Genomic DNA, 14,674 nt, shown 5'->3' on the forward strand with positions numbered 1-14,674 from the left:
TCAACATCTGTAACGCCTTTTATTGTCTCACAATGGAGACGGCGGGAGTCGAACCCGCGTCCAAACACATTGTCACTTAAACTTCTACGCTCATAGTCATACTATTTTAAGGCTTCGCTGAAGTTCATGCCGCATAACAGGCCCAAACTCTCGCTAGTCTGATGATCTCTTCTAAATTTTACAGACGGAAAAATTTAGCGTATCCCACTTAATTTGAGACCCTTACCCGAGCACATGGGCGATGCCGGGAGGATCTTCACCCGCTGTTTTTACGCAGCTAGAGCGAAAGTATTGTTTTCGTTTTTAGCAGTTATATTTAACTGTAACGTTTTTACGTAGACGTAACCTACGAAACGCAATTCAAGCTCAACTATGCCTGTCGAATCCGTAACGTCCCCGTTAAGATTAAATAGCATAATATACGCTTTAGTTAGTATAACATATTATTCTTGATTTTTAAAGGTTTAGGTGTTGATTGTTCGCCTTTCTATTACAACTGGATAACACTCACTAAACTGGTTCACAGATTAAATAATCAATGTCCTGTTCCGAAAGTATTAACTAAAACCGTACCAATCACAATAAAACCAATACCAATCATTGTCGGGGTGTTTACTTGTTCCTTCCAATAAACCACTGAAAAAATAGTAATCAAGATAATTCCAATTGCTCCCCAAAGTGCGTATGCGACATTTAACGGCATAAATTTGATTGCTTTAGATAAGCTATAAAAACAAACAATATAAGCAGCTAAACATTCGATTGATGGTACCAATTTGCTAAATCCATCTGTGGCTTTTAATAAATTTGTAGCAATGACCTCACTTATTATAGCTATAAAAAGATAGACATATCCTATCAAAAACTTCCCCTCCTCATGTCATTCCTAAGCCATTATATCAAAATTCCAACAAAATTAAACGTAGATTTTTCTTAACCGCCTCACAGATTTTTTTATATAAAAAATCACCAACGGATTTAACGAATCCATTGATGATCTTCAATTCAGTTTTTTCAGTTGATTCTGTTTAAAATCAAGGTTCAACGAAGCAATTAAGCATCCAATTGATGCCAAACTTATCAACAACCATGCCATATTTTTTAGACCAGAATGTTTCTCCTAGTGGCATTGTTACTTTACCGCCTTCGGCCAAACGATTAAAAATCCGGTCGATTTTTGCTTCATCTTCTGTGCTGATTACTAAAGAAACATTATTCCCTTCAATAAATGTCAACCCCATACCATCTGGCACATCAGAAAACATGACTGGTACACCTTCGATCGTCATTGAAGCATTGATAATCAAATTTTTCCATGCTTCTGGTGTCGGATGTTCAGGATCTTGAGGTGCCTCTGCAAAGGTCATGACCCCTTCACTTTTAACATCAAATACAGTTTCATAAAAAGCAATTGCATCCGCTGCTTCATTCTTAAAATTCAAGTACACTTCTAACATGATCGTCATCCTTTCAATCTATTTTTACTAATTATCTCATGCAAAAATAAATTAAGCGAAAAGGAAGCTCATATTTCAATAAAAATCTGTCCCTTGTAAAAGTACCATTATAAATTGTTCCAAGTACTCTTGATCCGTTTTATCATATCCATATGTTACTGAACTATCTAAATCTAAAACACCAACCAATTTTCCATCCTTGACCATTGGCACGACAATTTCTGAGCGCGCAGCAGAATCACAAGAAATATAATTTTGATGATTTTTCACATCATCGACAATCAAGGTCTTACGCGTTTCAGCCGATTCACCGCAAACCCCTTTTCCCATTCTAATTCGAGTACAAGAAACTTTCCCTTGAAAAGGACCTAAGACTAGCTCTTCTCCGTCAAATAAGTAATAACCGGCAAAAACGGTATTAGGTAATGCATTTGCTAATAGTGCAGATGAATTGGCAAGATTGGCGATTTTATCATGTTCGATTTCAATAATAGCCGCTTGTTGCTGTACCAATAATTTGTACGCAGCTGATTTTTCTTCTGGTGATTTCCACATTGTACATTCACTCTCTTCTCTAAGACTAAAATAAGAAATAGTTGTATTTTTTTCTTATTATATCATAGATTAGTCGTAGCAAATTGAGAAGACTAATTCGTTTCCCCCACTCACTATAGATTTACTTACCAACTTCTTGTTTACGGTATTCATGTGGTGTCATTTGCAAATACTTCGTAAATACTCTGGTAAAATAGGAAGAATCAGCAAAACCAACTTCTGTTGCAATTCGATATAATGGTAAGTCTGTTTCATGTAAAAGACGGCACGATTCTTCTATTTTCAAAATATTGATATAATCATTTACACTAATGCCCAATTCCTTGCGAAATAAACGTCCAAAATATTGCGGATTTAAATAAACATGGTTGGCAATATCGTCAATCGTTATCTTCTGATTGAAGTTTTTCTTGATATATTGGATTGCTTTATTGATTCCTTCGCTAAATTGTTTATTGTATTGATCTGAGAGAGTGTATTTTTTTTTACGAGTCATAAACTTATCTAAATACTGCATCATTTGATTTTTTGAATAAGGTTTTAATAGATAACCACAAATATTATAAGACAATCCTTGGCTTAATAATTCAAAATTAGAATAAATCGATGTCCAAATCGTATAAATTGTTGGCTTGATTTGTAGCATTTCTTTTTGTAATTCTAACCCATTCACACCCGCAACTTCTATATCCATTACAACTAACTCAGGCTGAAATACCCTAGCCTTTTTTAATGCCTCTATTCCGTTTTGAACCTCAACCACATTTAAATTTTCTCTTTGATAATTTTCTTTGATAATATCTTTTATAAATTGACGTTCTAATTCATCCTCTTCAACAATCATTATATTTTTCATGTACTTCATCCTCTGGTCATACTATTAATCCTTTAGAAGCTGGGAGCATCACCTCAACAACTAACATATTTAACGATTCTACCATTCGCACATGTGCTTGATCTCCTAATAAATCAACTAATCTCGAATTACTTTTAGCAATTGCATATAGAAATTCTTCTTCTACAGCTAATTCTCTTTTTCTATCTAAGTGAATCTGCTCTTGAATCGTAATAACGATATTTCCCTTGGTTTCAGCTACTGTAAATAATAGAGTAAACTCATCTCCATACTTTGGGAGTCTGATTTCTAATAAGTTTTCTACAATTGGGATCAGCGTCATTACAGGTATACGATACTCCATCAAATCTTGGGGAAGATCAACTTCATAGGATAAACGCTTCAAAGATCTAGTTGTACTGAGCTCCAAATAGTTGTTTAAATAGATAAATGCCTCTTTTAAAGAGATACAGTGATTTTGCGATTGATAATTATAACGGATAACACTAGATAGTTTATATATTGCTTCTTCTAAATCAGGATTCTCATTAAAATGAGCTAATCTTGCCAATGTTGTCAGTGAATTAAATACAAAATAGGGCGTTAATCCTTTCTTGTTATCCTGGTTTTCAATATGTTTGATTTTTTGAGTGAGGATTTTTAAGTTATTTTCAGTTTTCCTCTTTTCTTTTTCCAACTTCTCCATCGTTAACGTTTGCGATAGAAACGCAGCAAAAAACGAAGCAAAGTTTTCAACTTTCTCTAACTCATTCTCTTCAAAAAGATGTAAGATATTCATTTTTTCATTTGCACCAACCTTATCGATGTCAGATACGATCAATAAATTGATATCTGTTTCATCTTTAAAAAAAGGACCAAAAATCAGCAAACCACGCTCGTTGCCGCAGTATTGAAACGGATAGATAAATTTACTTAATCCATAACTGCAACGGTGACAATAAGAAGCGATTTTCTTCTTTCTAAAAATACCACTGCTTGAGGGGCAAGAAGAACAATCCGTTGATCGCTTACAGAAGCTTTGGTTTGTTTCATCAATCGTTGAACTCACTTTATTTAAAATTTGAAAATGCGGACGGACCTTGAATGGAAACCTTTTTAGTAGTTCTTGAGACTGCTCGATCGTTTGTTGAGAAAGCTCTGAACTGGTGTAGATAGTTAGATAAACATTTTCCACACTAATTGCTCCTTTTAACACAATTTTGTTGTACATACAGTATAACATAAATAACATTTACTACAATTTCAGCTTTTAGCTAAATAGTTGTATGATAGTCTAAAATGGAGATGAAATAGACAAATATGATCAACAATTGTATTTGCCACAGCAATCCTTTAATTTGCGTAGTGATTTTCTATAAATCCAATGCTTTGATAATTTTTAACTAGTTTTTTACCTTTCCATTGATTGAATCTCTTATACTATTGAAATTGAACGTCTTTTTATTTATTTAATGTTTGATCACTCTAATGGGTAAATCGAATTGCGCCATATAGTCTCTAATTTTTTCAAGTTCTTCATCTGTATACGACATATCAATATCTTTTAATGGATATGTCTGACCTAATTGTTCATATTTAGCTACCCCTAATTTGTGGTATGGTAAAATATCGATACTTTTCAAATGCCCATTTGTTTGGATTTCTTTAATATACATAATAGTGGCTTTTAGTGTTTCTAAAGAGTCATTTAACCCTTTGATCAAGGGCATTCTAACTGAAATATTCGCACCTGCTTGAAACAGTCGTTCTAAATTCGTCATGATACGGTCATTTCGTGCACCAACTAATTCACGGTGCCGTTGCGGATCAAAATGCTTCACATCAAATAAAAATAAGTCTGTCACATCAACAAATTTTTCCATTGTTTCCCATTTTGTATACCCGCAGGTCTCAATTGCGGTGTGAATACCATTTTCTTTACATTCAGCCAAAAGTTCAACAGCAAAATCGCCTTGATAGGTTACTTCACCACCCCCAAGAGTGACTCCACCATTTGAACTCATATAAAACAGCATATCTTGTAAAATTACATCCATCACTTCAGTAACGGTCATATCTTGTCCCATTATTGTCAAAGCATTTTTAGGACATTGCTCTTCACAAATGCGGCAGCCACTACAAGAGATTTCTCGATCAATATAATGTTCTTTCTTGCCATCGGTTGTTGTACGTATTTTGTGAATATTCTTAGGGCAAACTTTTGCACAAATACCACAATCATCACATAATGTTTGTTGTTTCATTACCTGAAAACCAGATTCCACACTTTCAGGATTTGAGCACCATTTGCACCGTAACGGACAGCCTTTAAAGAAGACTAACGTACGAATCCCATCTCCATCATAAATCGAATATTTCTGAATATTAAAGATCCGGGCCGTTTTTTTTGCTGGTATCATCTTCTCTCACTACTTTCCATTATTTTTTCGGTAAATATTTTCTCAACATTTCTTTTCCAGCCTCATTTATTTGATAGGTCGTTAATAATTGGTTTTGCTCATTGATATAGGCATCCGCTTCTTCTAACAAACCATTTTCCTTTAACGCAAGTACATGATCTAAAAACGCAGCTTCATTAAATTGCTTTTCTGTGCCATATTCAGGGTGCAAACAAGTCATCAATTCTTGAAAATGCATTTTTTTGTCTTCTAATTCTTTTAATACACGAAAACGTAATGGTAATAAGGTTTCTGCCATTATGCTGCCTCCCTTTTAAAGAATGAGAGTGGATTAACTGATACCATGATTGCACCAAATGTTATCAATAATGCACCTAGGATAACAGTTGGTGTAATGGCTGAAAAATCTTGGGAAACAATTGCTGAAAAAATAATTCCCCACATCACATACGTACTGTTTAAGGCCATCCCTTTAGCTACTCCGCACATACTGTTGGCGTTATACCATTGCAAAAATGAGATTGCGGCAACTAGCGCTGCTAAAGCTAACACGACTAACGTTTTTGGTGATTGGAACACTTGTTGAAAAACACCAAATCCATTGACTAAAGGCATCACGATCAAGAAAAAGGTCAATCCAGATGTGATGTCACGAATCGTAATTGTTACTTTAGGATCTAAAACAGAACCACCAAAAGCAGAGAGAACACCTTCTAGACCCCATCCTAAAGCCGCCACTGCTGCACAAATAATCCCTAAATAAAAATTCTCTACGTTCCCTGCTGGCGGTGTATAGGAAATAACAACTGCACCGACAACACAGATCGCCATGCCTGCCCAAACACGCTGAGTTATTTTTTCCTTCAAAAAAACCGCAGACAATAATGCGCCAACGACTGGACATAAAGCCGAAATCGGTACTGCATATGTTGGCCCTGCAAAAGCAATCCCTAAAAGGTAGGCTCCCTGAGCAACTGGACCACCCATTAAAGCAGCTAAACAGGTCATTTTTCCTGGAAATAATTTTAAACTTCTGATAATTTCTTTTAATCTCCCTTGCTGAGCATTATAAATAATCAACCAAATCGCAGCTAAAAAATCATTAAACCCTGCAAAAACTAAAGGTAAGGCATAGGCGTTAGGTTCATCTGAAAAAAGAAACAACGAAATTGCCAAAGCCAGTAATGCACTATTCAATCCAAAAAGTAATCCAGAAGATAAACCATTTAGTAGTCCTTTCCGCTCGAAACTGCTCGCTTGTTTTACTTTTGCTTGTTCTATGGTAGCAGTGCTTAAGTCATTTATATTATTCATTTTAATTTTCCTCCATCTGCAAAATGAATTTAAGATAAAAGTTGTTTAATCACCCCAGTGTTTGGAATGGACTAAACAACTTTTTCTCACCATTCTTGAACATTTAAACTACTGTGAAAGAATAAGTGTCCTTTCAATATAAATTAGAAATGCTCGATCATTGTCCGACTAATGATCTCATCTTGTACTTCTTTACATAATTCAACAAAGTACGCACTGTAGCCCGCTACACGAATAATCAAATCACGATGTTTTTCAGGTTGTTTTTGGGCTTTCAGCAGCAAATCATTGTCAATATAACTAAACTGCATCTGACCATTCCCTAATATCGATGCTGTACGTAAAAGGTTAATCAAGCCGTTTTCGCCTTCTGGCGTCTCTAAAATCCCTTTAAGTAATTTGAAATTATGCACCATACCGATCGTCATACTTTCAACACCTAATTTGCTGACAGACTTGATAATCGCTGTTGGACCAAATTTATCTGCTCCTTGACTTGGAGAGATACCGTCAGAAAGCGGTACCCAAGCATTACGGCCATTGGGTGTTGCAGCAGTCATTTCTCCAAATGGTGTATTATTGGAGATCGACAATGTTCCATGACTCATTTTCGAATAAAGCATGTCATACTGCTGATGCTCTCTCTCTGTCCAGTTGATGATTTCAGCTGCAATTGAGTCTGCATAATCATCATCATTTCCATATTTAGGTGCACTTAAACAATCACGTTTCAGTTGCTCATATCCCACAAAATCTGCATCTAATGCTTCTTTGAGTTGCTTTAATGTATATTTTTGTTCTTCAAAAACTAACTTTTTGATCACAACCATAGAATCAACGTACGTCCCTAAACCAGACCAGACTAATCCTGGTCCATTATTAACTACCGCACCGCCATGAGTGACATCTTTTCCTGTCTCCATACACCCTTCCACCATCAATGACATCAATGGTTTTGGTGCAACATCTGCATGGACACGTTGACTGATTACAGTACCGATTGCTGATAAATTAACGATTCTTCTCAACTGCTCTTTAACCGCTTCATCAAATTGTTCAAATGTTTTAAATTGATCTAAATCTCCCGTATCGATTCCTTGTTTTGTACCATGCCATTTCATGATGCCGCGATTTAACACAAACTCAATTGCAATCGGCCATTGTGTATAGCCTGTTGAAGTCCATTGATAGATTCTGCCAGATTTTTGTGGTTCTACACAGCCCATTAAACAATAATCTCGTGCATCTTCAATCCCAAATCCTTTAGCTAGCATCATCTTGATATGAGAGTCATCGAAATGACAAGCTGGAAAACCCATCCCCGCTTTTACAACTTCTACAATTTTTTTCAAATACTTTTGTGGTGATTGGTTATGAATACGGCACGCTAATGAAGGTTGATACACTTTCGTCAAACGAATCGCTTCCATGATTGCATAAGTCAATTCATTCGTTGCGTCCCCACCTGTTCGTTTCACACCGCCAACAGTACAGTTGATGAAGGGCTGATAACCTGCGAAAAATTTGGCTCCGCCTTCACTAGACAGCCACATATATTCTGAACATTTGATAAAGAAACAGCCTAGTAACTCAATTGCTTCTTCTTCAGTCATTCGACCCGCTTCAAGGTCAGCTTTATACATTGGATAGATATATTGGTCTAAACGACCTAATGAAATCCCAGTTTGATTTTCTTCAATAACAAATAATGATTCCATTGTCCAAATTGATTGCAACGCTTCTTTAAATGTTTTAGGTGGATTTGCTGGAACAGCTAATAAAATTTCTGCTGTTTCTAAAAGTTCAGCTTTCCGTACTGGGTCACTTTCGACTTCGGCCAGTTCTTTAGCATGGTCAGATAAACGTTTAGAATAATTTAAAATCCCTTCACAAGTTTCAATTTCAGCTCTATAAAAATAAATTTTTTCGATATCTTCTGGATTGCTCATCAATAATTCAGAAAGTTTTGTTTCCGCTTCTTCTTTAATTTTATTGATTCCTTTTTCGATCAACAAAATGTCATACCCCGGGCACGTATCTCCTCCACCATTGATTTGATGATATGATAAATCACTTACGAATGCTTCACCGGAAAATTCCCAAAGCCCCGCTTCTTCATATTGAGACTGACAGACTTCATCTAATGAGCGAGTTTCCCAGAATGGGAAGATATCTTCACGAAGCGTTCTTTTTGTTTCTTCACTAATCTCAAAAGGATCTTGTGGTCGTGAATCAATCGTATCCAGTTCATCTAGTACCCAACGCCAAGCAATATCTGGGGCAACTGCCCCAGCTCTAGGACGACCACAAGCATGGCCTACAATCAATTCATTATCTTGAATCAATAATGGCGCTGTTTCACATGCGTGTTTAAAGGCTTTTGCTCGTAAAATAATTTTTGGCATCCCCCAATATTTTTTAGCAATTTCTGTCACTGCTTTTGCCCGATGTGCTGTTACTGAAGGACGAATTGTTAAATAGTGATCCTTTAATTTTTTTAACCTAGGACTAAATCGACTTAATTCATCTCCAGGAAATGTTGAGATATTTGATACCACTACTGGATCTTCTTCTTTTAACTCTTGAATAACCCCTGAAAATACTTTAACCAACTCTTGAGAATCCGAACCAGATAGATTCTTTGTTGCATCGAGTAATTGTTTCTCTAAAACTTCATTGTTCATTTAATTTTCCTCCCTTTTCCTCTTCTTACATGTTCCATCTAATTTGTTTACGCTTACATGCTTTAGTTTAACTTGTAAAATTCATAGTTTTTTTTAAAATAAAGACCTTATATTGTAAAAAAAAGACGTTGTGTACACTTTTATTATTAAAGATGTTCATACTCTTCATAGCAACTTCAAACGAATTCACACTTTTTTCACTCTTTTTTACGTTTGATTTAATCTATTAAGGTTATAGTTTAATCATAGTAAACAACAACTAATTTTGTGGATGAACGTGGTGTTAAAACTCTTTGAGGACTAACGGATGTTTATTCTCGACCTGATGAGGTGTAGGTTCGAATCCTACCGTCCACGTACGTACAGAGTTTGTACTTGAACATAGATTCATGAGCGATAGCGAAAGGAAAGATGTTTATGAAAAAAATCTTGGTTACAGGAGCAACATTATCTGCTATTACATTTGCGGCCTATTCATTTTTGAAACGTATGCCAAAGTGTCAATATGATTATGGAAATCTATAATAAAAAAGAGCTCATGAACGGAAACAGTTCATGTAGTGACCCCAAAAAGTTAGACTTTTTATAGAGTGGATTTTTTCACTCTATTTTTTATGCAGTTTGTTGATTAAATTGTCGAAACTCGACTGGACTTTTCCAGTTAAGTTTTTCTTTAATCCGATGATGATTATAATAATAAATGTAGTTCTCAATTGCTTGTCTTAACTCATTTTGACTTTGATAGACTTTACCGTAATACAATTCTTGCTTTAGAATGCTGAAGAAATTCTCCATAGGAGAATTATCCAAACAGGTTCCTTTTCGAGACATACTTTGAAAGATACTGTTGTCCTTTAATGTTTGTATATAGGCGTTCATTTGATACGCCCACCCTTGATCAGAGTGGAAGGTGCGACGATAGGGACAATCATTTGTTTGAGTGATAGCTTCTTCTAGACCGCTCATAATCGTTTTACCGTTTGGTTGATTAGACAGACTGTAACTTAAAATTTCACGGTTATACATATCCATAAATGGATCTAAATAGAGTTTTTTCTGACGAAGAATACCTGCTTTATCTGCTTCAAAGTACTTAAATTCAGTTGTATCTGTTGTGATTTTTTGGTGAGGAACAGAGGTGTTGAATCGGCGATGAATCAAATTTCTAGCGATCTTACCAACGGTTCCTTTATATGAATTGTATTTCCTTGATTTCTTAGTGAAAGCATTGACTTGTAACTGTAGCTTTTGAATTAATCGCTGCACTTTCTTTTTATTTACTTGAAATCCACGTCTCTTCAATTCTTGTGTTATTCTTCTATAGCCATAATGTTGATGTTCCTTACGGATCGCTTGAATTTCTTCTTCAATCATTTGTGTTGAATTTATTCTGTCTAAACGTTTTTGCCAGTACATGTAAGTGGCTTTTGGAAACCTTAAGGTTTCCAGAATATCTTTTAATTGAAAGTGTCCTCGGAGGCTGTGAATGATTCGGGCGATTCGTTCATTTTTTGTTCGTCCTCTAAACGTAGCCTCCTCAATTCTTTTAAATAGGCATTCTCAATTTTTAACATTCTATTTTCTTTTTCTAGTTTATCTAATTGAGATTGTTCACTTGGTAATGGTTGGGCTTCATTTAATTCCTTCTTAGGCATTCTAGGTGGACGTCCTTTCTGTTTAGAAAGTCCATCTATACCAAACTGACGATATGTTTTAAGCCAATTCGCAATCAATGGTGGATTGTTCATTTTGAGAAGATTGGCTACTTTTTGATAGGACAACTCTGTAGTTAAATACAACTCTATCGCATCTAACTTAAATTGAACAGAGTAATTCTTATTTTCCCGACTACGAAGTAATCCTTCTTCACCAAATTCTTTATAGCCATTAATCCATTTACTTATTTGAGAATTATTTTTAAACCCATACTTTTTTGCGAGAAACGGTGTGCCTCCTTGACCAGATAAGTAGTCATGGACAATTTTAAGTTTAAATTCAAAACTGTATTTTGCCATACAAAAAAACCTCCAAAAGTTAGATTTTCAGGTCTAACTTTTGGGGGTCGGTACATCATGAGCTCTTTTTTATTTCACAGAACCACTAGTCATCCCAGAAATAATGTTCTTTTGCAAAATTAAATAAACAATTGAAATCGTAATTATGCCAATCACATATGACACAAATGATGGGCCGTAATCACTGAAATATTGTCCTTGATAATTATATTGGAATAATGGAAGTGTCCACATACTGTCATCTTTATTTAAAATTAGCAGAGGTAACAAAAAATCATTCCAGATCCATAATGCATTAATAATCAAAGCTGTAGCATGCATGGGTTTCATTAATGGAAAAGCAATCTTAAAATACATAGTGAACTTATTACAACCATCTATTTGAGCTGCTTCATCCAACTCTACAGATATGCCTGTTTTAATATATCCTACATATAAAAACAACGTTTGCGGTATTGCATATGCCAAGTACAAAATAATTAATCCAGGTATATTTGATAACCCTAGTTTTGTCATCATCGAGGTAATGGGGATCATGATAACTTGAAATGGAACAAATATTCCTAAAATTAAAAATGAATACATCACTGTAAACGCTCTTTTTTTAGAAATATTTCTTGCAATAGAAAATGCTGCCGTCGGAACCAAAAGAGTAATCAAAAGAATCGATATGACGGAAATAATCGCAGAGTTAAAGAAATAACCAGCTACTTCATCCTCTAATAAACGAGAAAAATTTTCTGCTGTAAAGGGATACGGTACTCCAAAAAAATTGTCAGTAATCTACGGTGTATTCTTAAATGAGCTGACAACTGTCAAGTACAAAGGAAGCAAAATAACCAATACACCGATAGCCAAAAAAAGATAATTTGTATATGCTGTTTTCTTTTTCATGTCTTTTCCTCCTATACTTCAAATCGTTTAGTCAATTTAATTTGAACAGCAGCCCTTTTCTTTAAATGCTCCATATCTTGCTTTCATTTCTTTTTTTTGAGAGAAAAATTCAATTTCTGTTTTCCCATTTGTATTTTCCTGCTTTTTCTGGCAGGCCGCCATACTTAGCATGTCACTGACGACTATAACTATTTTTGTCCACTTTTTCATTTGAATCTCCTACACTTTCAGTTTTATTAATCACGCGGTTCAAAACTAGTGTCATTTATATTTTTGTAAAATGATAAACATTATTTGAAAAGTCTCCTTTACTATAAGGAATAGTCAAGCCAACATTCATCAGCTCATCCCCACCATATCGTCGTCCAGACGTCGATTCCTGATAGACCGCTTCTTTATTAAGCCCTTTTAATTTGATTGTCGTGATTGGCGCTTCCGCTATTGCTAATTTTCTGACATATGTCACAACAGCTTCATTTTGATCTTTAGCGACATAACTGAACGCTACTTCATTGTTACAATCGATAAATCTATCCAATCGATAAAGTTGACCTTTTTGAATAAGCGGTCTAATTCCCTTATAAAAAGCAATTTGTTTCTTGATTATCATCAATTCTTGAGTAGAAAGTTTTGTTAAATCAAGCTCATATCCTAAATTACCAGCCATTGCAACTGCTCCTCTGGTTTCAAGCGAAACACTTCGACCAACTTGATGATTTGGTACCGCTGAAACATGGGCACCCATCGTAACAGCTGGAAAAATCAAGCTGGTTCCATATTGAATATCCAAACGACAAATCGCATCAGTATTATCACTTGTCCATGTTTGCGGCATAAAGCATAACATTCCTAAATCATACCGTCCGCCACCACCAGCACAACTTTCAAATAAAATTTCTGGAAAGCTTTGTGTTAATTCAGTTAAGATACGATAGAGGCCCAACATATAGCGATGTGCTACTTCTTTCGCATTCTTATCCTTTGAATGGGAAGATACATTCGTTATATTACGGTTCATATCCCATTTTACATATCGAATATTAGCAGAAGTAAATATCTCGGTCATCGCTTGAATAATATAGTCGCAAACACCCTTTTGTGATAAATCTAAAACCAATTGATTGCGACTAAATGTGTGTTCACGACCACTAGCATGCAAACACCACTCCGGATGCTTACGGTATAACTCACTATCTACCGAAACCATCTCAGGTTCCACCCACAAACCAAAAGCCATGCCGCGCTCATTGATTTTTTTCGCTAAACCGTTCAACCCACTTTCCAATTTACTTTGATTCACAGTCCAATCTCCTAAAGAAGAATTGTCGTCATTTCTTTGTCCAAACCAACCATCATCTAAAACAAACAATTCAATACCTGCCTCAGCTGCGTGATCCGCCAATTCCAATAATTTATCTGTGTTAAAATCAAAATAGGTTGCTTCCCAATTATTTAATAAAATGGGGCGTTCTTTCTCTTGATAACTCCCTCGTAAAACAAACTTATTTACAAACTCATGAAGTTCACGACTCATCTGGCCTAATCCCTGATCATGATAGGCTAGAATTGCTTCTGGTGTTGTAAAGGTCTCTCCTTTATTTAATTGCCAGCCAAATGTTTCATGATTGATCCCGATAAATAATCGCGTGTTTAGAAGTTGATCTACAAAAACTCCTGCTTCAAAATCACCGCTATAAATCAATTGTAAGCTGATGATTTCACCATAGTTTTCATTTGTATCTGGTTCTACTAAAGCAATAAATGGCGTACTAGCATGACTCGATGCTCCTCTTCTAGAATTAATGACAGATAATCCTTGTTGTAATTTACTCCTTTGCACTGTTTTTTCTCTAGCATAACTGCCTGCCAGTCTTATAAGGTCATAATTTGAACTTGGTAAATCGATCATAGTACTAAGTGCTTTATCTAGTAGCAAGTTTTGATTTGAACCGTTAATAAATTTTGTATGCGTTGCAACAACATTGGTTCCATAAAAAATTGTAAAAAACAATTGAACTCTTAATTCCAAAAGTGAATCGATTAATTCAATTTCTAGCGTTAGGCATTCGTTATCTTTACTGACACTCGATGGTAGATTAGTCAACTTTTCTTTCCCAGAATAAATTTTGTGCGTATGGTATCGTAAATCTACTAATGCATCCTGTTCATTTATCACCTCAAACGCTGGAGTTCTAAAATCACCTAAACCTGTACTGCTATAAACTAACGGTTGTGTATCAAGCGAAAATGTACGATCTATTGAATAAGGACCTGGTGAAAATGCTCGATCTAAATATTCATATTGATTTGATTCATGGTATTCTTTAATCTGTTTTCCAAAATACTTCTGTACCAAGTAGCCTTCTTTTGTAATCCCTAGAATCAAACTTATTTTACCTGAATGTAAGTGAAACATTTTATTGCGATCATCAAATTGTATGTTCATTTCTTCACCTCTATTATTGATATCTCTCATTTTATATCATAAAACCGTTTACAA

General features: G+C 35.2%; 12 protein-coding genes, 1 other RNA gene and 1 pseudogene. All 14 read right to left on the reverse strand.

All coding sequences use genetic code 11. The features are described from left to right. Positions 1-30: 30 nt before the first annotated feature. Positions 31-398: a transfer-messenger RNA gene (ssrA, locus tag AC4BB5_RS10695) on the reverse strand. Between the two features lie 137 nt (positions 399-535). Continuing rightward, a complete protein-coding gene (locus AC4BB5_RS10700) occupies positions 536-859 on the reverse strand; it encodes a DMT family transporter (protein WP_490459058.1) in 324 nt (107 codons plus the stop codon). 175 nt (positions 860-1,034) lie between these two features. Beyond that, complete coding sequence (locus tag AC4BB5_RS10705; protein WP_490456140.1) at positions 1,035-1,466, reverse strand: VOC family protein; 432 nt, start codon at positions 1,464-1,466, stop codon at positions 1,035-1,037. Between the two features lie 66 nt (positions 1,467-1,532). Continuing rightward, positions 1,533-2,012: a GAF domain-containing protein gene (locus tag AC4BB5_RS10710; RefSeq protein ID WP_490456141.1), complete on the reverse strand. Its 480-nt coding sequence runs from the start codon at positions 2,010-2,012 to the stop codon at positions 1,533-1,535. Between the two features lie 121 nt (positions 2,013-2,133). Then, complete coding sequence (locus AC4BB5_RS10715; protein WP_490456142.1) at positions 2,134-2,868, reverse strand: AraC family transcriptional regulator; 735 nt, start codon at positions 2,866-2,868, stop codon at positions 2,134-2,136. Between the two features lie 16 nt (positions 2,869-2,884). Continuing rightward, on the reverse strand, positions 2,885-4,042 hold the full coding sequence (locus AC4BB5_RS10720) for a sensor histidine kinase (protein ID WP_490456143.1): 1,158 nt from the start codon (positions 4,040-4,042) through the stop codon (positions 2,885-2,887). A 274-nt stretch (positions 4,043-4,316) separates the two neighbouring features. Continuing rightward, entirely contained in the window at positions 4,317-5,267 is a 951-nt protein-coding gene (gene cutD, locus AC4BB5_RS10725; RefSeq protein WP_490456144.1) for a choline TMA-lyase-activating enzyme, read from the reverse strand. 19 nt (positions 5,268-5,286) lie between these two features. Then, on the reverse strand, positions 5,287-5,565 hold the full coding sequence (locus AC4BB5_RS10730; protein ID WP_490456145.1) for a hypothetical protein: 279 nt from the start codon (positions 5,563-5,565) through the stop codon (positions 5,287-5,289). Beyond that, entirely contained in the window at positions 5,565-6,581 is a 1,017-nt protein-coding gene (locus AC4BB5_RS10735) for a DMT family transporter (RefSeq protein ID WP_490456146.1), read from the reverse strand. Before AC4BB5_RS10735 ends, AC4BB5_RS10730 begins: the two co-directional genes overlap by 1 nt. A gap of 143 nt (positions 6,582-6,724) precedes the next feature. Then, entirely contained in the window at positions 6,725-9,265 is a 2,541-nt protein-coding gene (gene cutC, locus AC4BB5_RS10740) for a choline trimethylamine-lyase (RefSeq protein ID WP_490456147.1), read from the reverse strand. 612 nt (positions 9,266-9,877) lie between these two features. Continuing rightward, a pseudogene (locus AC4BB5_RS10745) lies at positions 9,878-11,280 on the reverse strand (IS3 family transposase). Positions 11,281-11,349: 69 nt separating this feature from the next. Beyond that, a complete protein-coding gene (locus AC4BB5_RS10750) occupies positions 11,350-12,063 on the reverse strand; it encodes a carbohydrate ABC transporter permease (protein ID WP_490459059.1) in 714 nt (237 codons plus the stop codon). Positions 12,064-12,210: 147 nt separating this feature from the next. Beyond that, positions 12,211-12,384 (reverse strand): hypothetical protein, encoded by a 174-nt coding sequence (locus tag AC4BB5_RS10755; protein ID WP_490456148.1) that lies wholly within the window; start codon positions 12,382-12,384, stop codon positions 12,211-12,213. Between the two features lie 55 nt (positions 12,385-12,439). Continuing rightward, the gene (locus AC4BB5_RS10760) at positions 12,440-14,620 is read right to left on the reverse strand and encodes an alpha-galactosidase (protein ID WP_490456149.1); all 2,181 of its coding nucleotides are present in this window, start codon (positions 14,618-14,620) and stop codon (positions 12,440-12,442) included. Positions 14,621-14,674 lie beyond the last annotated feature (54 nt).

This window comes from Enterococcus sp. AMC1252, assembly GCF_058216515.1.

Bases quoted from the DNA above. Each gene is read 5' to 3' on its own strand.
- AC4BB5_RS10705 (WP_490456140.1), bottom strand. From the start codon at position 1,466: ATGACGATCATGTTAGAAGTGTACTTGAATTTTAAGAATGAAGCAGCG.
- AC4BB5_RS10710 (WP_490456141.1), bottom strand. From the start codon at position 2,012: ATGTGGAAATCACCAGAAGAAAAATCAGCTGCGTACAAATTATTGGTA.
- AC4BB5_RS10715 (WP_490456142.1), bottom strand. From the start codon at position 2,868: ATGAAAAATATAATGATTGTTGAAGAGGATGAATTAGAACGTCAATTT.
- cutD (WP_490456144.1), bottom strand. From the start codon at position 5,267: ATGATACCAGCAAAAAAAACGGCCCGGATCTTTAATATTCAGAAATAT.
- AC4BB5_RS10730 (WP_490456145.1), bottom strand. From the start codon at position 5,565: ATGGCAGAAACCTTATTACCATTACGTTTTCGTGTATTAAAAGAATTA.
- AC4BB5_RS10735 (WP_490456146.1), bottom strand. From the start codon at position 6,581: ATGAATAATATAAATGACTTAAGCACTGCTACCATAGAACAAGCAAAA.
- cutC (WP_490456147.1), bottom strand. From the start codon at position 9,265: ATGAACAATGAAGTTTTAGAGAAACAATTACTCGATGCAACAAAGAAT.
- AC4BB5_RS10755 (WP_490456148.1), bottom strand. From the start codon at position 12,384: ATGAAAAAGTGGACAAAAATAGTTATAGTCGTCAGTGACATGCTAAGT.
- AC4BB5_RS10760 (WP_490456149.1), bottom strand. From the start codon at position 14,620: ATGAACATACAATTTGATGATCGCAATAAAATGTTTCACTTACATTCA.